We start from the raw sequence: 24,244 nt of genomic DNA, 5'->3' as shown, positions 1-24,244 counted from the left end.
GGACTCACTCTTATCCAAATACTTAAAATTATGAAGCAGTAACGCGATTACATAGTACTTCTAACCTTTTGACAATTTCTTTCGCTGTTTCATCTTTTCCATTACATAACTGCCCTTTACTGTCTTGTCCAATTACGTAGTGCATTGCTCCGCGCGAATATAAAGAATGTGGTGAATTTGCAATCATTACACTCGCCTTCGCTTCTTCCATTCTATTTTTCGCTCTTTCAAACAGTTCTTCTTTATTTACGTCACTTTCAAGTTTAAAGCCAACGAGTACAGTTTCTGGATCCCACTCTTTTATTTGTTTTAATACTTTCGGTGCCTTTTGAAAATGTATAATTGGCGCTATATCACTTGAGATTTTTCCATTCATATCAAGAACATTGCCCTCTTGATCATAAATCTTGTCCACAATCCAATCAGATCCAGCCGCTGCCATAATGACTGCATCGACCTTTTCGTGCGTAATGATACTCTTCATTTTATCTTGTAAATCAACAATTCCTTCAAATGGGTGTAATTCTAATTGATTGTTTATATCATTCGGTTTCTCCGCAAAATAACCATGTAAATATATAACATAGGCCCCTTTACTTATAAGTTCTTCGGCGATTATTCTTCCAATTGTTCCTTTTGCCATATTCGTATGACCACGAACTTGATCCCATTTTTCTAAACAACCACCGCTTGTAATTAATACCTTTTTCCCCTTCATTGTAACCATCCCTTACTAATTTTTCTTACGAAACCATTCTGTTCCAAAATCAACTATATCACGTTGTTTCATAAGACGGCACTTTGCGTTTCCTATTTTCCCTATTTTCACAGTTCCCTTTTGCTCAAATTCCACACCAATTTCTACAAATTTGTCAGAATCGTAATCCATATCAACAAATTCTTTCCACACTCTTTCACCATTTTCTATAATGGGTGCCCCTACTTTTATTAACTCACACGCACCAGAACGTACTTCTGATAAATGTACAGAAGTATTGGAATCATATCCAACACCAATTAATAATATGTATCCGTCTAAATCGTATATTTTTCTTAATGGAGATTCTTCTCCTAAACTCATTGATAGTGACTGATTCATCGTTATTTCTTCTGCATGTCTTCCCCATGCAGCAAAACTTCCTAATGGATGGTTACTACGTACTACATTCGGATATGTACGAAAACATTCAACTACTTTTCCCATTGCCCTTGTTGGCGTTATATGTGGCTCAAATGCTGGCACGTTATCCCGAATAATTTGCCACCATTCTTCAGGTACAGGTGGTCTTGACCAATGTTTCGGATCAGATAAATCCGAAGATTGAGTTGGCATAATGATCGTTCCCTCTTCTGTAATAACATTCATTAACGCCTCTACTACTGCAACTGCGCCTCCAGATACCCAGCCTATGGAACTTAACGAAGAATGTACAATAACTGTCATTCCTTTTTCTAATCCTAATTTTCTTAAATCATTTGTAATTGTTTTAATTGTATTTGGCAATGGCGTACTTGCCACTATTTCATTCATTTTCACGATTGTTCCCCCATTTTGTTTTAAACTACTACATACATATATTATCATATTTTTCTTAATTTTTAACTTAATCATTTTTATCTACACAAAAAATGGTAATAAATTAGTTTTATATAACAAAAGAAGCAACCTGAAGTCGTTACATCACAGCAATAAAAACAATATATTTAAACGAAAGAGCCCATCAAAAATGATGAGCTCTTTGTTCCATTTATCCTTCAATTGTAACTCCAGTAAACATCGATAAGTTTCCCGTTATTTTCTCACCTACACGTAAAAATAAACCAGCAGCTCTCCCGCTAATACAGTGTGAACCAATTAATAGTTTACCAGTATACGGACCGTCCCATGTGTCAATTGTATAGTCAGGCATTTCTATGTATTGCTGATATATTTTCCGCTGTTCAAAGTAATACTCTGTTTTATCTTCAGCTAATAGTTCATTATTTTCGTATATAGATACTCCTCCGCCTTCACGGCCGTATAAAGGTTTAGATACATATGATTCATTTCGTTCTATAAACGGTTTATTTGTAAAATATGTCGGTAAAAAGTAGTTCTGAATGATTCCTCGCTCCTCTTCCTCAAAGAAAACTTCCTCTTCGTAAAGTTGCCATATTAATGCGAGTACACTTTTATTTTGCATAAGAAAAGCAGCTGGTGGATTAATGATTTTCACTCTACCTTGCGCAATATGATCTAAAAACTGGAGTCCAATTCTTTTCCCGTTTTTATCAGCATCTGAAACTAAATATTCAATTGGATATAGTCTATATAAATAATGAATTCGTTCACCATTTTGCGTATATATACCATCATCTGCAACGACAATATCTTGTATACCTATATAATCCGTTGATTGATCTAAACAATAACTTCTTAAAAATTGAACCGTTTGATGGTCTTCATCATGCCAATCACAACTCGTAAAATAAATCGTTTCTCTAGGATCTATACTATAGTCATGTTTAATTTGTTCCCACGCCTGCACAATATGCTCTTCTATATGATTTGGGTGATTTACATCGTGATAACGGCACAACACTTCATTTGCAACAGATGGCTCTAAATAACCTGTTGGTGTATCACAATTTACTTCTATTAACTTTATATCTTCACCATTTACGATAAAGTCAAATCTCGTAAAATATGAAAACAAACCAGTGTGTTTCATTCTCGCAATTTCCCATGTTTCAGCAGGAAATCCTAGTGTTTGAAAATCTTCTGCCGTATTGAGAATATATTGATACGTTCTATATAACACGTACATAATTTCTTCTGTTGCTTTCGAAATAGCAGTATATGTGTTTACAGGCATACGATACATACCTGTTGCCATATATTGATTCCATTCTTCATTTTCTAGTAGACTCGGCCAAGTAAATCCATTCCGACCAGCCTCTTCCGCTAGTGAAAACCATACTTTCATATACTCTTTCTGCTCTTGTTCTGTATACATGATTCTATTATCCTTTCGTGTTATGATCCGGCTGGCGCTTTTGCGTTCCCAATTCCACTTGAACCTGAATTCACTTTTGGCGTTTGTGTCGTAGATGATTTTGGCGTATTTGTATCTGGCGTCGCTTTATTTGAGGAATTTGGCTGTTGTTTATTTAAATCCACTTTATTAGAAGAATTATTGTTGTTGCTGTTAGTTCCACCGTAGTATCCTCCTCCACCGCTGCCACCAGTTCTACTTTGGTCTTTCTCACGATATGGAATAATATTATTTGCATACGGTTTCTTCATTATATTTGGTTTTGCTGTATAATTCATATTTGAAGTTCTGCTTGCTAATAAATATCCTGCTACGAATGGAAGTATCGGTAAATGTGAATTTTCATGATACGATGAAAATGATGGATTCATTTCCTTACATAACTCATCATTTTCTACATTTTCATTAGTAGGCGTTTTATCATCGCAATTTAATGTTTCTTGTTCATTTCCCTGTTTTGCACCATCTGTTTTAACAGCAGTACTTTCTTGTTGAGCAGTATCTTCTTCATAATCACCACATCCAGTTAATAAAAAAGATGATACCCCTATTGAAGTAGCAATTTTTATAAATTTACTTTTATCCATTCTCATGTGTTATACACCTAATTTCCATTATCTATATTTTTCCAGATACCTTTATTATATAATGTAAATGTTACTTTTTTCAAACTAAACACAATATATATTTGCATATTTTCGTACTATTTTTCCAAATAACAATGAAACCTTTCAATCCCCGGATATTTTTCTCCTAAACTTTGAATCTGAAAACCCATTTTCTTATAAAATTTTACTGCCTCAGCGTCTGTCTCTGCCTCTAGATACGTCAATTGATACATTCTTACTATTTCCTTTATCATTTGCACCGCTATTCCTTTATGACGATATTGCGGTACCACTGCTATGTGGCATATTCTCGCTTTATTTGCTCCGGTTATTTCAATACCTATGCAAGCCTTTTCTTCATATCTATGCAAAGTCCCTTTATTGCTTTCATAAAATAAAACTGCTTTCTTTTTGCTAGATTCACTTGGGCCGACTGCATACAGTAGTACATTTAATATGGGATCTTTCTCAATTTGTTTAACACATTGCAAATTCATATCATCATTCCTTTCTATGAAAAAAGATTAGCTCTTTATATAAAGAGCTAATCTCATCACGCAGTTATTTTTTCTTCTTTCTTCACAACGACCGCTACATAACTATGTAGTATCATTCCGATAATAACGAGGCTCATACCAATCCAAGATAAAGATGACGGAATTGGTGCAGATAACAAGATAAGTTCTCCTACTAGCGCAAATAAAACCTCACCGGACTGAGTCGCTTCCACTGTTGCTAGTTTTTGTGGATCATCTTTTACAAGATCTGTCGCAAAGAAGAATAATACCGTTGCGATTAAGCCAGAACTAACTGCTACAATAAAACATTGAAAAACTTGACTACTTGACGGTAGTCCGCCTGTTGATACTTCATAACCAGATAGTAAAAACCAAAATGGTAAACTGGCTAAAGTCATACCGAGAACTCGCTGGAATACATCTAACTCCCCTTTACAAACTTGCATCATTTTTCGATTTCCAAGAGGATACGCAAACGCTGCAATAAGTACAGGAACGACACATAAAACAGTTTCACGAATTCCTAATGAAGAAGCATGTTCTACTTGCATGAGTACAACACCGCATAAAATAATACCCGACATAACTAATTCCTTCATTGGGAGTTTTTTATGTAATGGATCTACCGCAAAAAATGGTGTTAATAAAATCCCTGCGACGATTGTAATTTGCCATGTTGATGCAACGAGCCAACCAGGTCCAAAAGCTCCGGCAAAACTAAGTGGTGCATAGAAGAGACCAAATCCAACGATACTCCAAACTAACCATTCTTTCGGATTGTTTTTCATATATTGAAAGAGTTGCTTTAAGTTTCCTCTATACATGACAATAAGTAAAAGCATCGGAACCATAAAGTAGTACCGTAATGATGCACTCCAAATCCAGCTTCCACCTTCTAAGTCCATCGCCCGGTTTAAAACGAAGGTAAAGGCAAAGAAAAATGATGCCAATATCCCTACTGCTATAGCTTTCATTATAAAACCCCTTGTTCAGTTTCTTCTTACTACTATACAACAATTTAAATATAATTAAAATTCGAATTTTTCATCTCGCGTGTATCTAGCTCTATATAGTTTTCTTAACTGACTAATATGAGCTTGATGGTACCGATTATGATCAGCTATGTGCCATATCCCCCACCTTATAGTCGCATTTTCTCCCTTTTCATAAAGAACTTCTCGTATTAAATCATTTTCTGTTAGTTTCATACATTCCTCATAAAACATATGTTGCACAACTTCATAATTTTGCATTAATTGTTGCAACGTCTGTTTTCTTAAACTTGGCAGCTCTCCTGCTTCATTTAACATAGGTCCATATATATTTTCAAGTACGAGCGGAATTGCTTCTCCTTTTAATCGGTACACCCAATGTAAATCGACAACTGCTAAATGTTGAAGTAGTTGTCCAATACTATTTTCATTATTTTCTGTCCCTTTAAATGACAGTTCTTTCTCATCAGTACCTTCTACTAACTTTTGCAGTCGTTTAAATGTATCCGTAACCGTCGCATACAAAATCGCAACTTGCGGGTTCATATTTCTTTGCAATAGTAGATCTTTCATATGAAACTCCCCCCTTACAAGAACAACACCATATGTTCATCATCACTATACACACCATTCATCTTTATAGCTCTCTTTTCAATCCCATACGTTTTAAAGCCCATAGATTCATACAACTTTTTTGCTGGCTCATTTGTGGAAACAACACCTAATGTCAATTGTTCCAAGTCCATTTCTCTTGCTCTTTCAATTGCCTTACGTATTAACTCACGTGCAAGGCCACTTCTTCGATTGCTTGCATCTACATACATCGCAACGATATGCCCTTTATGTTTATACGCCTCTTTCTCTTCTGTTAGTAAAGTGACAACTCCAACTAATTGATTCTCTTCATTAAAAGCACCAAATGTACAACTAGTAGCAGCTGATAAATTACTTTCCACTCGCTTAATAGGATTTTCCTGACGAATCGCCTCTTCATAAGTTGTTACAAATGCCTCAGGGTTTACTTGTAATGCTTGTAAACGTAAGTCCCAATATTTTTTTGCATCTTCTTTCGTAAGTAATCGAATCATATTTCTCTATCCCCTTTTAATTAACATAATATTTTTATAAACTACTAATTAAAGATTGATATTCTTCTCTTAACATACTATAACGATAGCGATGAATGAACTGACCTCTACGTAATCGATCATTTCTCATTAATCCTTCGCATACAAAACCAGCCTTTTCATAGCTCTTTCTAGCTTGAAAATTATCTTCATCTACACGTAGCCATACTTTTTCTAATTCAAATTCAAAGAATGCTACATGTAACATACTATATAAGGCTGCTATTCCATACCCTTTACCCCAGTATTCTTTATTACCAATCGCGATTCCCAGTTCTGCATTTTCATTTGTTTTATCAAAGTTTTTAAGATCTACCCATCCAATATGTATGCCGTTCTCTGTAGTGATTGCTCTTTGTTCATAACCATTTTTTCGATTTATACATGCTTCAATCCATTTTTTTGTATCTTCACGAGTGAACGGTGGATATTGATCTGGTACAACTAAATGTTTTGTTACTTTTGTATCTAATGACCATTGATATCGGTCTTCTACATCATCTAGTGTCAGTTCTCTTAATTGAACGAATGGTATATTCATTGTATGATCCCCCTTTTACTTTCCTATAGAAAACCCTTCGAACATTCTTCCTCCATACTGTTCTAACGTTTTTTCTACAAAAGTAATTAATTTTCTTTTCTCTCCTGTTTTATAAAAATGATCGAATGCTGTTACAAATTGATCTGCGTATTGTTCATCATATCTTCTAAGTACCCTTATAAACCATTTTGAACTTCCAAGCCATTTACCATTTACTCTTAATACATATTCATGTAATAAATCAGCTAATAAATTCGCGATAAACAACTCTTCTTCTCTTTTTGATGCACCAATAAAATCATCCAAAGTATCTGTAATAAAATAACGCTTCTGCTCCATCATTTCTTCCGTCCATTTAGCTGGCCCTTTATTTAGTAACTCATTCGCTTCGCTTTTTAATTTCTCAACAATTTCATTTTCCCCTTTTAATACAATACCTTCTGCAACTAATTGTGGTAACGAAGGTCTTCCGCGGTCACAATCTATTTTAAAGAAGGTTTTTAACGTTTCAAAATTATGTACAAATACCTCAACTGGCCACCCATTACTATAGAAAGATTCTCGATAACAAGACGTTAAACTTTGATCAACTATTACAATGTCCAAATCAGATGTTTTTGTCGCTTCTCCTCTTGCAACACTTCCTCCAAGTAAAGCTACATCACAATTCGGAAATTGTGATGTAATGATGCTTTGTGCCGCTTCCATTGCTTTCATAACCGTTCCCCTTTTCTTATTTCACTTTCTTTTTTTCAGCTCTTTCTCTCGCTTTTTTTATATACGGCTCTGCGTCTGGTGTTTTGCATGACGTTGCCCCGTGATCAACGTGTACTTTTCCAATTTCACGTGCAATTTCAATCGCTGCTTGCTCTAAGTCTTCATTACGAATTCCTATCGCGATTAAAGCACGATTCATCGCTTCTTTTTTTCTATTTTTTTCATTATGTATATTTACTTTAATTTCTTCTAAATACGGAGAGAAGAAATCGTCTTGTAACGTTTTATTTTTCATCGCTATATTTGCTAATAAAGACCAGCCTGCTCTTCCAATCCATTCATCATCACACTTTGTCCATTCTTCCATTTTTTCTATCGCGATTGGCGACGTACAAATAGCCGTCATTAAAACATCCATTAAACAATAATAATCAACTTCCTGTACCCATTTATTTAGCAGTTCTGTCGTAACTTTCTTTGGATCTAAAATCATTGTTGCTAATGTCATTGCATCCATATTTTTTGTTTCCCATAATAAAATTGCTAAATCATGATCTTTTTTTATTTTCTTTTTTAACAATTTTAAATTAGCAAAACTAACTCCGAATAGTGGCTCTTTCGCTCCGTGGTTTTTATACGTTTTACGATTCTGTTCTGTTCCGTATTCCTCTAGTTGCTGCATTACTTCTTCAAGTAACATATGCCCACCTCTTTATCTTTTCTGTTGACTTCATATATGTATGTACGATATATTCTACATTATTTTTTGGTTTTCCTATATTTATTTTTTCAAAATACGGTATGTGAAATTTTGTAGATGCGTTTTAATGCAACAGGCACACTCTTCGTCAGCATTCTCTGTATAACTCACTCATTGGGTCTATTATATATAGCAACAAACTACATGCATTTTCATTCCATCCTTGTTTCATTTTAGTAAACCAGCAAAATATTGAAATCTTGCATACTTTTGGACAAACTTTTTTGCTCTTGTAAAAAAGTTTTTTTGCAATTACCTCCCTATAATTGCTAATATAGTAGAGTAGAACTTTTATAGAGAGAAGGAAAATTATGCACAATGGAATTCGAATGACAACTTTAGTGAAAAGGGCTATGTTGATTTGCGCGGGGGTATTATTTACATACGAAGCGGCCTTAGGATCAGCACATACTGCTCTAGCGAGTACAGAGGATGAAGCAAAATCTGTTCAACTTGTAAGTGAAATTCAATCATCTCTTGCACCGAAAGAAGCTCCAAAACAATATAATGGGCAAGTTAGAAAAGTAGCTTACTTAACATTTGATGATGGTCCTGGAAAATACACAGCTGAGCTTTTAGATATGTTAAAGAGAGAAAATGCAAAAGCAACATTCTTCCTTATTGGTTCAAATGTAAAAGCTTTCCCTGATCTTGTAAAACGTGAAGATGCTGAAGGCCACTACGTTGGGATGCACAGTATGACTCATAACTACAAGAAACTTTACACAGAAGGTCATTATGTAGATGAGATGAAGGAAGATCAAGGCTTAATCGCTGGCGTTTTAGGCAAATCACCAGTATTAACTCGTCCGTCTTACGGATCAATGCCAGGATTAAATGAGGCTCTTCGCAACAAAGTTGTTGAGAATGGCTTAAAAGTTTGGGATTGGACAATCGATTCTTTAGACTGGAAGTATAACAAAATGCAGGTTGATGCTGCATCAGCTAAAATTGTAGAAAACGTTCTAAATGGCGCTAACAAGCCAACAGAAGTTATCCTTATGCACGATATTCACCCACAATCCGTAAAAGCAGTACCTGGTATTATTAAAGGACTGAAAGAAAAAGGATATGAATTAGAAGCCTATAGTGAGAACGAACACTTCCCATTAAACTTCTGGCATGATAATCGTATGTAATGAAAAAGACTTGATTTCCTTTAGGATATCAAGTCTTTTTTATCGTTTTGGAAATTTTATATGTTGTTCTTCAATGAAACGAATAATATTTTTTCTATCTTCTTGCGTAATAGTAATACAAAATTCGTACTCTTCTTCTTTACACCATGAAGGATTTAGTTCTATAGATAAACGAACTATAATTTGAAATGTCTCTTCTTTTTCTCCTATAAATTCAAACGACAGATTAGGTTCTATGAAGTCTAGTCGGGTATATGTAGGATTCGGTAATGTTTGAAACCATTCTTTCATGTGTTGTAATTCGCTAGTTTGTAAAAAAGGATCCATCGTTTCAAAAACTTTATTTCCCTCTGAAAGTTTCACTTTTATTATTAGCCAATTACGATCAAATGTATCAAATGCATTGTTAAACTCGTATTTTACAGCTTCAAAATGTAATGATACAATTTCATTTTGAAAAATCATAAATTACCTCCTTATTATTCAAGTAGCTTTATCTTCAAGTATAGAGACTATCCAATTAATATTTAATAATGCTTTTTAAATTATTTTATCATAATTTTTAAATGCATTAATGAAATAATAAAAAAGACTTGCATTCATTACAAGAATCCAAGTCTTTTTCATCTTATCTATTAAAAAATATATCCTACTAACTTCACAATTTCACTAATTAAAATACCTACAACTGCAAAATCAGAATCACCAAATGTTGTATTCTCAAATCCTAATCCGCCTAATATCGGTAATAATATTGCTGGTAGGAATGAAATTAGTAATCCATTTACAAAAGCTCCTAGTATTGCGCCTCGTCTTCCTCCTGTTGCATTACCGAATACGGCTGCTGTTGCTCCTGTGAAGAAGTGAGGAATTAACCCTGGCACTATTACACTCAAACCAATAAATGAAAGTATAAACATGGATAGTAATCCGGCAATAAAACTTGTTAAGAAGCCAATAATAACTGCATTTGGTGCAAACGGGAAGATTGTTGGGCAATCTAACGCTGGTTTTGCATTTGGTACAAGTTTATCTGCAATCCCTTTAAATGCAGGTATTATTTCTGCAATTAACATGCGGACACCCGCTAAAATAATATATACTCCTGCTGCAAATGTAATTGCTTGCATGAAAGAATACACAAGGTAATTTTGTCCGTTACTTAATTCCGTTTCGATAAACTCCTTACCCGCAAATGGTGCAACAATAAAGAATAATACAGCCATCGTTAATGACATAGAAACTGATGTATCACGTAAAAAACCTAGTGACTTAGGCACTTTAATTTGTTCTGTTGATTTATCCTTATTTCCAAATTTACTCCCAACAAACCCTGCCGCTAAGTATCCAACTGATCCAAAATGGCCGATTGCGATATCATCCATTCCTGTAATTTTTCTAACGTATGGTTGTAATAATGCTGGAAAAATCACCATGAGTGCCCCTAAAATGATTGATCCAACAATCACTAATGTAGCACCTTTCATCCCGGTAGTTGAAAATACCGCTGAAATTAAACATGCCATGAATAAGGTATGATGACCAGTTAAAAACACATATTTAAATTTTGTAAAACGTGCAATTAGTAAATTCGCAATCATACCAAATACCATAATTAACGCTGTTTCTTTTCCTAATGTTTGCTGTGCTATTGCAACTACAGCTTCATTATTTGGTATAATCCCTTTAATATGGAATGCTTTATCAAATATTTTACCAAAAACATCTAAAGCTCCAATTAATATAGTGGCTCCACCTCCTAAAACGACGAAGCCCATAATTGTTTTTAAGGTTCCTGAAACCGTATCTGCAAAATTTTTCTTTTGCAGTAGTAAACCACACATAGCAAATAATCCGACTAATATTGCGGGTTGTCCTAAAATATCCTTCATAATTATATCAAACATAGCACTACTCCCCCTTCATTGTTACTACATTAGGTGTTTTTGTAATGCTTCTTTAATTTCATTTAAATCTAAAATATTCGTTAATCCAGCAACTGTTCGATTACCATCTTCAAGGTTACAAATAATATCTTTCGCACCTAAATATAAATCTGCTTGTTCTGATTTACTTGATGCTAAATCTGTGTGTGATACTTCTGCTTGTAATCCTAATTCATTTAAAATTTTCTTCACATTCATTTCTACAATAAAACTACTCCCTAATCCATTTCCACATACAACTAATACTTTTTTCATTTCAATCTCCCCTTTAATTAGAATATTTAGCTATCATTTTTAGCATTTCGTCTATTGAATTTGAATGAATTAACATTTCCACATTTTTCGGATCCGATAACATCTCACTTAATTGTGCTAATGCTTTCAAGTGTGTCTCATTATCAATCGCTGCCAATACAATAATTAAATTTGCGGCATGCTCTTGTTTTTCTGAAAATAGAACACTTTCTTTTAGTTGTAATAAACTCATCCCTAACTTTTTGACCCCCGCTTCTGGGCGAGCATGAGGTATTGCAATTTTAGGTGCAATAACAATATAAGGACCTAATTTTTCTACATTTACAATCATTTCATTGATATATTCTTCAAAGATGTATTGGTTTTGTAATAACGGATCAGCCGCTAGCCTGATCGCATCTTTCCAATTATCAACACGATCTTCAAGATGAATAAATTCTCTAGTTAAAAGTTCGTTTAACATTGGTTTATATTTCTCCTCCTTCTCAAAATACGCAGGACCACTCATAAATTCAATCAGTTCTCTTTTTAAAGATTTCTCATCCACTACGTCAGCATATTTTTGAATTATTCCCATCACTAAATCCACAGAATCTTTTTGGTTTTCTCCATACAATACTCCATTCACTTTTCTTAATAGAGCTGCTTTTTCAGAATCCGATAAAATTGGGTTAACCTTAAAAACCGGCACATTCCCTTTTTCAATTTCAGTAGTCGTAATTATACAATCTACATCAAATATATTTGATTCATATTCCCGTTTTGAAATTGCATTTAATATATCTATATTTGAAAATAACTTCTCTAATTGATACTGCAACATACGTGATGTACCAATACCATTTGGACAAACAAGTAATGCCGTTTTTCGTGGATTGGGAACGATTCCCTCTTTCCTCATCCAAGCTCCAAAATGCATAGTAACATACACAATTTCATCATCGGAAACAGATTTTTTCACATATTCTTCAAAATGATGAATTACCTTTTTCGTAAGAAAATATACCTCTTCATAGTTTTCTTGAATTGTATTTCGTAATGGGTTTTCAATTTCTATTCCATACTTCACACGATAAAATGCAGGTTTCATATGCAAGTATAGATCAGTAAACAACCCATTAAAGTCTTGAAATAAAACACAAGCATAGTGTTGAAAATCTTTAATCATGCGGTCAACAATTGAATGTATTTCATCCATATTATTTTTCTCATAAATATTTTCCTGATAATTTACTTTTGCACCTAACAAATGAGTCGTAATATAATAGATTTCATCTATTGGAAATTTAACAATAAACGCTCGTTCAAACTGCTTTGCTATATATTTTGCAGCTTCAAATTGCTTTGAATCTTGCAGAACATTTTTTTCAGCTTCTTCCATCTCGACGCACTTACCTTTTAGAATACGTCTATGGAACAAATACATGTAAACGCTTAAATTTTCTAGTACCTCATCTGTATATTGGACACCTAAAAACTCTTCACAATTCGCAAGAATTTTTTTTATAGTGTATAATGTTTCTCGTGCAAGAGTATCTGTTTCACTTCCCATATCACACATAATATAATTTACTTGTGATATTAAATACTCCCAGCTATGTTGGCAAATAATTTGAGAGAGGCTTAAAATTAATAAATTTCGTTTACTCTGTTCATTTCCAACGATTTGATATCCTTCCTTACGACCAAAATGTAAAGATAAGTTATACTTATTTAACTCTACTTTTAGCTTTTTCAAATCTGCAAGTACAGTATTACGACTTACCTGCAAAAGGTTTATTAAGTCTTCCAATAAAATTCTTTTTTCCTGTATTAGCAAATATAATATTAACCATATTTTTCTTTCTTTCGGAGAATATTCATATTGATTAATCACACACTCATTTAATTTTTTTACTATCATTTGTTTCGTTTCTTTATTTAAGCAATAACCTAAGTGTCGTATATATTCAATAGAATGTAATCCTTCCTCTTGTAACCAATCGTCAATCTTCTTAATATCATAATAAAGCGTTCGTTTAGAAACTTGAATTACATCAATTAGTTGATTTATAGGCACATAACCTTCTGCTTGAATAATTTGTTGCAAAATATTTATACTTCGAGTATCTAATATCATATTTGGTGTACACCCTTTCTATACTTGTTCACTAATTGACTTGCAAGTATAGATACTAACTTTGCAAAATTAGATTTTTTGAAATCGCTTTCTATTAATATAATATCTATTATTGCTTCTAAATATAAGTCCAAATTTTTGTTTTTCTGCAGTGCAAAGATTGTGCTTTGAAAATTTCTTATGCCTGTGTTTAATGCTATTATTCCCCTTTCTGTTCCTTTTCAACAAAACATGAATATTACCCCTCAGAATTTTTAATACTGTATAGTAGCTTAGCACATATTACTCTTAAGGAGTGATATGTATATGGATTTTCTTTCAGCTGAATATTTGTCAGCCTTGCTTGCCATTATTGTAATTGATTTAGTTTTAGCGGGTGATAATGCCATTGTAATTGGATTAGCAGCAAGACGATTACCGAAAGATCAACAAAAGAAAGTAATTATATGGGGAACTATCGGGGCAATCGCGATTAGAGCTCTCGCTACTTTAGTTGTCGTTTGGTTGTTAAAAATACCAGGGTTACTTCTAATTGGTGGTGTACTTCTTATATGGATCGCTTACAAATTAATTGCTGAAGGCAAAGATCATGATATTAAAGCAGAAGAAGGTTTTTGGTCTGCTATTAAAACCATTATCATTGCTGATGCATTAATGGGCATTGATAATGTCCTCGCTGTTGCTGGAGCTGCGCATGGCAACTTTTCTTTAGTAATCATTGGGCTATTGGTTTCAATTCCAGTAGTAGTTTGGGGCAGTACATTAATTTTAAAATGGGTCGACCGTTATCCTATCATTATTACAATTGGAGCAGCTGTTTTAGCTTATACTGCCGCGAAAATGATTGTGGATGAAAAGTGGTTCACTGCATTTTTCGAAAGTAACCCTTTCATTAAATGGGCATTCATCATTATTGTCATTGCTGGTGTAGTGTTCTTTGGAAAGATGAAACAAAAGACTAAAGATGTTTCTATATAATAACAACGTTCTATTTATAAACAAAAGCGCCACTCATATGAGTAGCGCTTTTTAATATTTATTTCGTTTCCCCATCTTCAGTCGTCTTTACCTTCGTTTTATTTTTATCACGATGGTTATAGTTGTACTTTGAACGATCAACCGGTGTAAATCCTTCCGGTGTGTAGAATCGTAATAAGTCACCATTCACGACTTGGTCAGAGTATTTTAACGATTTTTGAACCATTTGTTCATTTTGTTTTATTTCATCTGTAAATTCTACTGGTTTTCCAGTCGTTGTATCATAGTATTTGCCGTTTAATGCAGTAACTGTTGGACTTACGTAGTTACCATTACGGAACGCAACGACTTGTTTATGATCTGGTGATAATAAATCTGAACCAAATTGAACATAATCTTTTGTATCTGTTCCAAGTAAGTGTAAAAGAGTTGGAAGAACATCAATTTCACCACCGTATTGATGTTGTACGCCACCTTTCACACCTGGTACACGAACGATTAAAGGTACACGCTGTAACTGTGCATTTTCAAACGAGTTAATTTCTTTACCCATTACTTTTGACATTGCTGCGTTATGATTATCTGAAATACCGTAATGGTCTCCGTACATAACGATAATAGAATTATCGTATAAACCAGATTGTTTCAAGTAATCGATGAAACCTTTTACAGATTCGTCTAAATAACGTGCTGTTTGGAAATACGTATCTACAGACGAGTCACCTGTGTTCGCTGGTTCAATTGTCGCTTCCTCTTTATCAATTGGATACGGGAAGTGATTCGATAACGTAATAAACTTCGTATAGAACGGTTGTTTCAATGTTTCTAATAACGGAATGGATTCATTAAAGAATGGTTTATCTTTTAATCCATAGTTTACTACATCTTTTTCGTTCATATCATAGTATGAAGCATCAAAGAATTTATTAAAACCAAATGATTTATAAATATCGTCACGGTTCCAGAATGTTTTATAGTTACCGTGGAATACTGCTGATGTGTATCCTTGTTGCCCTAAAATAGCTGGTGCTGATTGATACGTATTATGAGATTTCGTTGTAAATACAGATCCTTGTGGTAAACCAAACATAGAATTCTCTAACATAAACTCCGCATCAGACGTTTTCCCTTGCCCTGTTTGATGGAAGAAGTTATCAAAGTAAAGCGTATTCGCATCTTTTGTAAATGAGTTTAAGAACGGCGTTACTTCTTGACCATTTAATTTATAGTCAATTAAGAAGTTTTGGAATGACTCTAAATGAATATAGATTACGTTCATTCCCTTTCCTTTACCGAAATACTCAGGGTTTGGACTAGCGTAAGTTGATGTCAAATAATTTCTTACTTCTGTCATATTATCTCCATCAGCTAATGCTCGTTCTGTTGATGCTTTCGCACTTTGAATTCCATCATAAATTGTATAGTTATATGCCCCTAAATATTTCACAATATAATTACGATCGAATGTTCTTGTTAATAATTCAGGACGGTCAGATTCTGCAAGTCCTAAGTTAACACTGAATAATAAAATACCTGCTACAAATACTAAAGATAATTTATGTTTCGCAACACGAATTGGTTTTGGATTTGCAAATTTCGTTGCTACTAACACAATTAAAATAATTGTATCTAAGAAGTATAGCGGATCATAAAGATGTAACAACGCAACAATACTACCACCTAAATCTCCAAAGTTATTCGTTTGTGTTAATGTCGGGAACGTAATAAAGTCACTGAAAAAGCGATAGTATACGACGTTTGCGTATAAAAGAATCGACAATAACAAGTTGATAACAATTAACCAAATATAAGATCGTTTCCCTTTTGCAAATAATGCAAGTCCTAAAAATAGAACTGCTGAACTAAGTGGGTTGAAAAACAGCAAGAATTTTTGGATTGTGTTTGAAATTCCTAAATTAAATTCCGTTACATAAGCTGCATATGTTTTGAGCCAAAATAAAATAACGGCAAACAGAAAGAATCCAAAATGATTGCTTAACACACTTTTGCTCTTTAATAAGAATTGTTTCATTTCTCCACCTCTTTTGATCATCCAAGGCTTATTTTTTTATAAGTCTGTCTCTCTATTCAATTTTTTATCTTCAAATAGATTTTATATATTTAACTATATGAAGAATACTAGTAATTATAATTTGAAGCTAGTATTTATTCAACTATTTCTTTTTAGACATTTTGACCTTGGTTTCTATTTAACAAAATAAATTTGTAACATTTCCTGTTTTCTCCCAAGATTCATCCACTAATTATGACATCACATACTATAAACCTTTATTCACTACTTCGCAAATAAATATGTCTCCAGTTCTGGAACATTAATGTAATATAATGAAATTCACAATAGATAGCATTTAATTTTTCGATATATATTATTTCTTCATTCAGTTATTTATGCTTCAGCCATTCTTCTATGTGCAAAATCCAAATCTCTTTCCTCTAATAAAATTATTCTTGAATAATTATTCACAATCCATAAAAATAATGATTATAAAAACCCTCGCTCTCAAAACGAAAGCGAGGGTTTTCATCATTTATTATTGACCTTTGTACATTGCATCTACTTGTTTTTGAAGTTCTTCATTTTCTAAGAACTCATCGTAAGTAGCCTCTTTATCGATTACACCGTTTGGCGTTACTTCGATAATGCGGTTTGCAATTGTTTGTACGAACTGATGGTCATGAGATGTGAATAAAATTGTACCTTTAAATGCGATTAAACCATTGTTTAATGCAGTGATAGACTCAAGGTCTAAGTGGTTCGTTGGATCGTCAAGTGTAATTACGTTTGCACCACTTAACATCATTTTAGATAACATACAACGAACTTTTTCGCCTCCAGATAATACAGAAACGTTCTTCTTAACTTCTTCGCCTGAGAATAACATACGGCCTAAGAAACCACGTAAGAAGCTTTCTGACTCATCTTGTGGAGAGAATTGACGTAACCATTCAACTAAGTTGTAGTCACTGTTCTCAAAGTACTTAGAGTTATCTCTTGGGAAGTACGATTGAGATGTTGTAACGCCCCATTTAAATGAACCACTATCTGGCTCCATTTCACCCATAAGGATTTTAAATAATGTCGTCATTGCAATATCGTTACGACCGATAAATGCAACTTTATCACCTTTATTTAAAGTGAAGTACACATTATCTAACACTTTTTCACCATCAATCGTTTTAGAAAGACCTTCAACAGTTAATAAGTCATTTCCTACTTCACGCTCTGGTGTGAAGCCAACAAATGGATAACGACGAGATGATGGCTTAATATCATCTAATGTAATTTTATCTAATAATTTTTTACGAGAAGTTGCTTGTTTCGCTTTAGATGCGTTTGAGCTAAAACGTGCAATGAAGTTTTGTAACTCTTTTACTTTCTCTTCTTTTTTCTTATTAGCATCTTGCGTTAATTTTAAAGCTAATTGGCTTGACTCATACCAGAAGTCATAGTTACCAACATAAAGTTGAATTTTACCGAAATCAAGATCAGCCATGTGTGTACATACTTTATTTAAGAAGTGACGGTCATGGGATACAACGATTACTGTATTTTCAAAGTTCATTAAGAAGTTTTCTAACCATTGGATCGCTTTTAAGTCCAAGTGGTTCGTAGGCTCATCTAGTAATAGAATATCAGGCTGACCGAATAAAGCTTGAGCAAGTAATACTTTTACTTTCTCTGCACCAGTTAACTCAGACATTTTCTTATCATGAAGGTCTTCACCAATACCTAAACCTTTAAGAAGGATTGCAGCTTCTGACTCAGCTTCCCAACCGTTAAGCTCAGCAAACTCACCTTCAAGTTCTGCAGCACGCATTCCATCTTCATCACTAAAGTCTTCTTTCATGTAAATGGCATTTTTCTCTTGCATTACTTTGTAAAGACGAGTATGACCCATAATTACAGTTTCTAATACTGGAAACTCTTCATATTCAAAGTGGTTCTGTTTTAATACTGCTAGACGCTCGCCTGGCGTAATATGTATGTCACCTGTTGATGGTTCGATTTCTCCAGATAAAATCTTTAGAAACGTTGATTTACCAGCACCGTTTGCTCCGATTAAGCCGTAGCAGTTACCTGGCGTGAATTTTATGTTAACATCTTCAAACAATTTGCGATCCGCGAAACGCAAACTAACGTTACTTACTGTAATCATTTGTGTCCTCCTACTAATACCGCTTATTTCAGCGTTTTCTCACCGATTGTCTTAAAAAATCGCATATTACGACTCAATTATTGTAGACTATAGCTATTATATAGTAGAAGCTGGATGAATAGCAACGGTTGATTGCTATTCCTTTCTTTACAAACTTGAATAAAACCTTTGTTTTTAATTATATTAAAGTTACATACACACTTTAAGGAGGATTCATTTTGAAAAAAATATTTATAATTGGAGCATTATGTTTATCAATTGCTTCCTTAACCGCATGTAGTAGTAACAATACAAAAACACCTACTGAATCAAAACAAGAGAAAAAAGAAACAAAAATAACTGTCGATTCAATTATCACTGAATTTAAAAACGCTGGTCTCCAAGCAGAAAATCCAACCGACCTTCCGCAAAAAGAATTTGGTAACCTTCGAAAAGAAGGAAAACGTATTGTCGTACCTGCTCTTGGTGAAGATAAAGGCGGTCGATTATTCGAAATTACAAAGAAAGAAGACCTAGAAAAAGTAAAAAAATATTACGATGAATTAGGAAATTCTGCTCCTATGTTATTCTCTCATACACATGCAAAAGGAAATTTTCTTCTACAAATGAATGGCGATATGAAAGATGAAGAGTTTGCAAAATATAAAGATGTGATGGACAGGTTTATTAAATAAGAAAAATCCCCACTTGAAATAACGGATTCAGTTTAGAGAGAAAAAATACTAATAACCATTAGAAATAATATAATCATTTGAATGCATTTCGCATTATAACTAGCAAGTTAAAACGCTCAGAAAATATTCTGAGCGTTTTTATTTCCTTCTTCAATTAAAGCACCCGTTAGTGTAAAAAGCTATTTCACCATTTGGATTGTTAACTTATCTTTTAGCATTGAACTATATGAGTCAATTTCATATTTTGTATTATTGATTTTTTCTTTTTTCATTTTTAACATATCGAATATTTCTAACTCTAAATCCCTTCTAGCCTCAAGAACTTTTATCGTTCCTTCTACACCTGAATGATTATGTTCTTTCCCATAGCCTTGGTTCGTGTAATAGTCGACAATTCCTTTGGACCATTCTGGATTTCTTTCTTTTAATGCCTTCCTAAATGAAAATTCAAGATCATCTTGTTCTACATAGAATAACATTGGATTTAAATTCTCTATGATTTTTGCAATTTTCATTACATAATTTATTATTTTTTCTTTTTGTTCACCGTATTTAATCATCCCAATTGTTAATGGATTTTGTATGAAACAACATTCAAAAATATAAACCTTATTATCTTCTAGAGCAATTTCAGCAAAGTCATTCCATTTGTCAGCAATTAATTCGATATTTTTATCGAATGGTAATTCATATATATCGTTTCTTGAAATATCGTTACATAATTCGTCCGAAAACTGGTCACCAAACTCATTTTTTATCTTTCTGTATGGTAATAAATAATTGCTTCCTTTTTTTAAAACTCTTTTAAGAAGAACTTCTTTAAAATCTCCACTGTTAGATACTAATCTATCGAATTCAAATTTATTAAAACAAGATACACCATCATAGTCGGCTGGGTGGTTCAAATTCCCCTCTAAAAATAGTTCAACTTCAATTTTATTTTGGTTTAGAATTTCATTTATTAGCTTTGCAGTGGTCGATTTTCCGAATCCAGGTAAACCTTCTACTATTATTAGTTTTGTATTCATATTTATAAATCCCTTCCTTCAAAGTATTTAACCAAGATTTAAAAAATTACTTACTCCACTGCAATCACTCCTTCAAAATACGATATTCAACATTTCCTTTGAAAAATCCTTCTTAAAGTAACCTGACCGTTAACTTAAGAACATTTTTTCACAATCTCTATCATTATTTTAACATAAATTTTCCATTTACCTTTTAAAAAAGATAGTACACCATTATTTGAGTGAACTATATAAAAAAGGATGCTAAATCATATGTGATTTAGCATCCCTAATTTGTGTGTTATTTTATATTTTCTCTCCTATAACGGAACCAGTTACTTTTAAAAGTGGATTCTTTTATTTCCTTTCACTTAATTTCTTTGCATAATTCTTCATTTTACTCGTTAATCCTATTAAAGCAGGTAACAATATTGGCATCACAATAATAGCTAATAGTAACAGTGCAACACCAACAACGGATGCTACTTGTATAAGCGTTAATACACCTGAAGGGATTAATGCAGCAAATGTACCTCCTAAAATAAGTGCTGCTGATAATACGACTCCTCCAATATGACGAGAAGCAGTTACAATTTTCGTCGCTGGGTCCCCTTCTAACTCATTGTATCTCATCATTACAAAAATACTATAATCCACTCCTAAAGCGACTATCATTATGAAACTAAAGAACGGAACATTCCAGCTTAATGAATCTACATGTAAAACATGCGTACTAATTTGTTCACTTATCCCTAATGATGCAAAGTACGCTAATAGTAACGATCCAATAATAAAGATGGTATTTAATAATGAACGTGTAATCATCATTAATACAATCGCGATTCCAATTAACATAATTGTAGCTGTACGTAAGAAGTCTTGCCCTGTTACTTCTTTTAAATCAACGTTTCTAGCTGTCGTTCCTCCAATTGCTGTTTTCGCATGATTTAATTCCGTCCCCTTCAAAGTACCATCTATCGTTTTATTGATTTCTTGAATAACTGGCATCGCTTCTTTTGAATACGGATTTACGTCTAAAATGATTGTCATTTTAGCAGTCTTTCTATCATGTGACATGTACGTATTCAAAGCTTTTTGGAAATCTTCTCCCTCCAAAACTTCTTTTGGAATATAGAATTTCTCAGAGCTTTTTGATTCATTTAGTTCTCCTAAATATTTCTGAGCATCCCCTAGGCCGTTACTTACCTTTTCAAGGCCTTCTGTACTTTTAGATAGTCCTGATTGTAATTGCCCCATCTGTTCTTGCAAGTCTTTCAGTCCGGTTAATAGCTGGCCTTGCCCATCGTTTATTTTCGTTAATCCGGTTTGTAATTCAGATGACTTGTTCACAATTTGTTTTGAACCTGAAGCACCTTCATTTAATCCATTTTTAAGATCAGCTGCTCCTTTTTGTAACTTAGTAACTCCGTTGCTCATTTCTTTTAAGCCATTATCCACTTTCAATAACGATTGATTCGCTTCTTTAAATGATCCCATCGCCGCATTGTGTTGCGTTGCTAATTGATTTAATTCATTTGAAAGCCCACCTAATTGCTTTTGAGCCTCTTTAGCAATTCCTATCGTCTGCAGAATGTTAGAGTCATTTGCTAATTCTGGTTTCGTTTGAATGAAATTGGTCATTAACATTTCAATTTGTTCATAACCTTTCTTCGCACCGTCAATCGCTTGAGAAATACTTCCGAAATATTGATCGTAAGAACTTAAACCTTTTTCTAACTGCGTATAGCCAGCATGAAGTTGTGAAGCTGCATGAGATAATATACTTATATTTTCATTTACTGAAGTTAACCCATTCTCAATTTGCTGCGCACCTTTTGCTCCATCATTTATGCCATTAGATAGTTGATTTAAAGCTGTTCCTAATGCCGATACACCATTTTTCGCTTCATTTGTTCCATCAATTAACTTTTGAACGTTTGCAAGACTATTTGAGTCCTTATTACCCATCTTATCTTTCGCAGTAGTTAATCCATCATTAATTTCCTTTATACCACCATTGGCATCTCCTAAACCTGTATTTAGTTCACCAGCTTGTTTATTTATATATAGTTCTTTAATCCTATCACCAGTTGGACGTGTCGGTGCATATACTTCTGAAACACCTTTCACTTTCAAAATCTTATCAGTTAGTTCATCTAAAGTTTGAAGTGAACTCGCCTCATCTAACTTGTTATTCGATTGAATGACTAACGTACTTGGTGAAGAAAAACCAGGTGGAAAATGTTCTTCTATTACGTTAATCCCCATTTTCGACTCATATTTATTGTCTACTTCAAATAAGTCGTTGTAATTAAGTGTATTAGAATACTTTAATATGAAAGGAATCGATATCACAAATACAATAATTAAAGCTACAAATGGTCTTACTACTGAGTTTTTCGCAAAGAATCCCCATAGACGACTGTCTTCATGACCTTTAAATGTTTTAACGGGATAAAACATCCCTTTTCCTAAAAGCACCATGAAAAACGGATTTAACGTAGTTAATACTAGTAATAAAACTGCGACACCAATTGCTACCGCTGAAGTAGATTGATATAATTTAAAACTCGCTAAAGCAAGAGATGCAAAACCAATTAGCACTGCTATCCCGCTATATAAAACGGTTTTCCCTGCCGATTTAAATGTTTCTTTCGTAGCCAAAAATGCGTTTTCTTGTTTACTTAATTCTTCTTTAAATCTTGTAAATAATAAAATATTATAGTCTGTTCCAACCCCAAACAGGACAACAACGACAAACACTTGCGTAAAGTTAGAAAACGGAAAATTAAATTGATCTACTAAATGGGTAATAATCCCCATTGAAACTAAATATGATACCCCAACAGTAAGAAGAGAAACGATTGGAACAATAGGTGAACGGAATACAATGATTAATATTACAAGAATGAAAATAATTGAAATAACTTCAGTCTTTTTCACTCCCTCTTGAGAGGATGTAAGAAAATCACCCGCGATTAAGTCACTTCCTGTTAAGTACGTTGTTACCTCTTTCGTTTTCACTTTATTATGAAGATTATTTGTAACTTTCGATATTTCACCATGCTTTTTATCTATCGATATTTGCGTTAAAATAGTCGTTTTATCTTTAGAAACTAATTGTTTCTCTAAGTCTTTATTATCTAAGTCTTTATTATCTAAATGTGAAACAATTTCTTTAATTCCTAATTGTTCTTTTTCATTTTGCAAAACGTTGATTGTTTTTGTAATTTCCTCTTTTTGTTCAGTCGTTAAAGCTGTGTTACTACCACTATTAAAAACTGCTATAATCTCATACTTTTCTGTCCCGTCTTTATTCATTTCTTTTATCATTTTGTCAGCAATACTACTTTGTTCTGTATTAGGAATCGTAATGTGCCCTTTTTCTTTCACTAATTTATCCATATTGGGCATCGTAACGATCATTGTAATAGTAATAACTATCCATAATAGAAAAGATAAACTTCTCCAATTTTTCAGCTTGCTCATTTGCATCATCTCCCGCGATTAAAATTTCATGTTAGTTTCGGAATGAATATTCATTCCTACCATTTTAAAATGCCATTTCGGAATGAACGTTCATTCCTATTACTCTATTACATTGTTTTATAAACTCTATTAAACTACTTTTTCGGAATGAATGTTCATTC

22 protein-coding genes are annotated in these 24,244 nt (G+C 33.4%); 3 read left to right on the top strand and 19 right to left on the bottom strand.

Going from position 1 to position 24,244, the window contains the following annotated elements; genetic code table 11:
* Window positions 1-28: 28 nt before the first annotated feature.
* The 11 genes from PDQ68_RS08640 to PDQ68_RS08590 form a co-directional block, all read right to left on the bottom strand.
* Window positions 29-718 (bottom strand): phosphopantothenoylcysteine decarboxylase domain-containing protein, encoded by a 690-nt coding sequence (locus tag PDQ68_RS08640; RefSeq protein WP_061183037.1) that lies wholly within the window; start codon window positions 716-718, stop codon window positions 29-31.
* Between the two features lie 15 nt (window positions 719-733).
* Window positions 734-1,531, bottom strand: coding sequence for a BA2930 family N-acetyltransferase (gene aacC / locus PDQ68_RS08635; protein ID WP_129017028.1), 798 nt, complete (start codon window positions 1,529-1,531; stop codon window positions 734-736).
* Window positions 1,532-1,748: 217 nt separating this feature from the next.
* On the bottom strand, window positions 1,749-2,996 hold the full coding sequence (locus PDQ68_RS08630; protein WP_061183036.1) for a glutathionylspermidine synthase family protein: 1,248 nt from the start codon (window positions 2,994-2,996) through the stop codon (window positions 1,749-1,751).
* A 20-nt stretch (window positions 2,997-3,016) separates the two neighbouring features.
* Window positions 3,017-3,628, bottom strand: coding sequence for a hypothetical protein (locus PDQ68_RS08625; protein WP_001242159.1), 612 nt, complete (start codon window positions 3,626-3,628; stop codon window positions 3,017-3,019).
* Between the two features lie 110 nt (window positions 3,629-3,738).
* Complete coding sequence (locus tag PDQ68_RS08620) at window positions 3,739-4,140, bottom strand: GNAT family N-acetyltransferase (RefSeq protein WP_016717774.1); 402 nt, start codon at window positions 4,138-4,140, stop codon at window positions 3,739-3,741.
* Between the two features lie 56 nt (window positions 4,141-4,196).
* The gene (locus PDQ68_RS08615) at window positions 4,197-5,135 is read right to left on the bottom strand and encodes a DMT family transporter (protein ID WP_000643664.1); all 939 of its coding nucleotides are present in this window, start codon (window positions 5,133-5,135) and stop codon (window positions 4,197-4,199) included.
* 54 nt (window positions 5,136-5,189) lie between these two features.
* The gene (locus tag PDQ68_RS08610; protein ID WP_000653991.1) at window positions 5,190-5,726 is read right to left on the bottom strand and encodes a DinB family protein; all 537 of its coding nucleotides are present in this window, start codon (window positions 5,724-5,726) and stop codon (window positions 5,190-5,192) included.
* 14 nt (window positions 5,727-5,740) lie between these two features.
* A complete protein-coding gene (locus PDQ68_RS08605; protein ID WP_000620338.1) occupies window positions 5,741-6,241 on the bottom strand; it encodes a GNAT family N-acetyltransferase in 501 nt (166 codons plus the stop codon).
* Between the two features lie 34 nt (window positions 6,242-6,275).
* Window positions 6,276-6,821, bottom strand: a complete 546-nt coding sequence (locus PDQ68_RS08600; RefSeq protein ID WP_016717776.1) for a GNAT family N-acetyltransferase — start codon at window positions 6,819-6,821, stop codon at window positions 6,276-6,278.
* 15 nt (window positions 6,822-6,836) lie between these two features.
* Entirely contained in the window at window positions 6,837-7,538 is a 702-nt protein-coding gene (locus tag PDQ68_RS08595) for a nucleotidyltransferase domain-containing protein (RefSeq protein ID WP_061183035.1), read from the bottom strand.
* Between the two features lie 16 nt (window positions 7,539-7,554).
* Window positions 7,555-8,238 carry a DNA alkylation repair protein gene (locus PDQ68_RS08590; protein ID WP_000923426.1) on the bottom strand — a complete coding sequence of 228 codons (684 nt, stop codon included), beginning with the start codon at window positions 8,236-8,238 and terminating at the stop codon, window positions 7,555-7,557.
* Between the two features lie 371 nt (window positions 8,239-8,609).
* Here PDQ68_RS08590 and PDQ68_RS08585 point away from each other — a divergent pair, with 371 nt between their 5' ends.
* Complete coding sequence (locus tag PDQ68_RS08585) at window positions 8,610-9,437, top strand: peptidoglycan-N-acetylglucosamine deacetylase (protein WP_000551433.1); 828 nt, start codon at window positions 8,610-8,612, stop codon at window positions 9,435-9,437.
* Between the two features lie 39 nt (window positions 9,438-9,476).
* Here the strand turns inward: PDQ68_RS08585 and PDQ68_RS08580 are convergent, their stop codons facing one another.
* From PDQ68_RS08580 to PDQ68_RS08565, 4 genes are all read right to left on the bottom strand, one after another.
* A complete protein-coding gene (locus tag PDQ68_RS08580) occupies window positions 9,477-9,902 on the bottom strand; it encodes a WapI family immunity protein (RefSeq protein WP_016717778.1) in 426 nt (141 codons plus the stop codon).
* Window positions 9,903-10,072: 170 nt separating this feature from the next.
* Window positions 10,073-11,344: a PTS ascorbate transporter subunit IIC gene (locus PDQ68_RS08575; protein WP_000459662.1), complete on the bottom strand. Its 1,272-nt coding sequence runs from the start codon at window positions 11,342-11,344 to the stop codon at window positions 10,073-10,075.
* A gap of 24 nt (window positions 11,345-11,368) precedes the next feature.
* Window positions 11,369-11,638, bottom strand: coding sequence for a PTS sugar transporter subunit IIB (locus PDQ68_RS08570; RefSeq protein WP_000757315.1), 270 nt, complete (start codon window positions 11,636-11,638; stop codon window positions 11,369-11,371).
* A gap of 13 nt (window positions 11,639-11,651) precedes the next feature.
* Window positions 11,652-13,757: a BglG family transcription antiterminator gene (locus tag PDQ68_RS08565; protein WP_016717779.1), complete on the bottom strand. Its 2,106-nt coding sequence runs from the start codon at window positions 13,755-13,757 to the stop codon at window positions 11,652-11,654.
* A 306-nt stretch (window positions 13,758-14,063) separates the two neighbouring features.
* On the opposite strand from PDQ68_RS08565, the gene PDQ68_RS08560 reads away from it, so the two are divergent.
* On the top strand, window positions 14,064-14,735 hold the full coding sequence (locus PDQ68_RS08560) for a TerC family protein (protein WP_000346939.1): 672 nt from the start codon (window positions 14,064-14,066) through the stop codon (window positions 14,733-14,735).
* Window positions 14,736-14,793: 58 nt separating this feature from the next.
* Here PDQ68_RS08560 and ltaS read toward each other — a convergent pair whose 3' ends face one another.
* Window positions 14,794-16,767: a lipoteichoic acid synthase gene (gene ltaS, locus PDQ68_RS08555; protein WP_016717780.1), complete on the bottom strand. Its 1,974-nt coding sequence runs from the start codon at window positions 16,765-16,767 to the stop codon at window positions 14,794-14,796.
* Window positions 16,768-17,287: 520 nt separating this feature from the next.
* Window positions 17,288-18,913 carry an ABC-F family ATP-binding cassette domain-containing protein gene (locus PDQ68_RS08550; RefSeq protein WP_000633868.1) on the bottom strand — a complete coding sequence of 542 codons (1,626 nt, stop codon included), beginning with the start codon at window positions 18,911-18,913 and terminating at the stop codon, window positions 17,288-17,290.
* 218 nt (window positions 18,914-19,131) lie between these two features.
* Between PDQ68_RS08550 and PDQ68_RS08545 the strand changes: the two genes are divergently transcribed.
* Entirely contained in the window at window positions 19,132-19,587 is a 456-nt protein-coding gene (locus PDQ68_RS08545) for a hypothetical protein (RefSeq protein WP_016717781.1), read from the top strand.
* 179 nt (window positions 19,588-19,766) lie between these two features.
* Here the strand turns inward: PDQ68_RS08545 and PDQ68_RS08540 are convergent, their stop codons facing one another.
* Window positions 19,767-20,615 carry a P-loop NTPase family protein gene (locus tag PDQ68_RS08540; protein WP_061183034.1) on the bottom strand — a complete coding sequence of 283 codons (849 nt, stop codon included), beginning with the start codon at window positions 20,613-20,615 and terminating at the stop codon, window positions 19,767-19,769.
* A gap of 336 nt (window positions 20,616-20,951) precedes the next feature.
* Window positions 20,952-24,083: an MMPL family transporter gene (locus PDQ68_RS08535; protein WP_061183033.1), complete on the bottom strand. Its 3,132-nt coding sequence runs from the start codon at window positions 24,081-24,083 to the stop codon at window positions 20,952-20,954.
* Between the last annotated feature and the right edge of the window lie 161 nt (window positions 24,084-24,244).

The sequence above is a fragment of the Bacillus cereus group sp. Bc010 genome (assembly GCF_027716745.1).
Taxonomy (GTDB): Bacteria; Bacillota; Bacilli; order Bacillales; family Bacillaceae_G; genus Bacillus_A; species Bacillus_A pacificus.
This window is presented reverse-complemented; position numbering and strand designations above follow the sequence as displayed.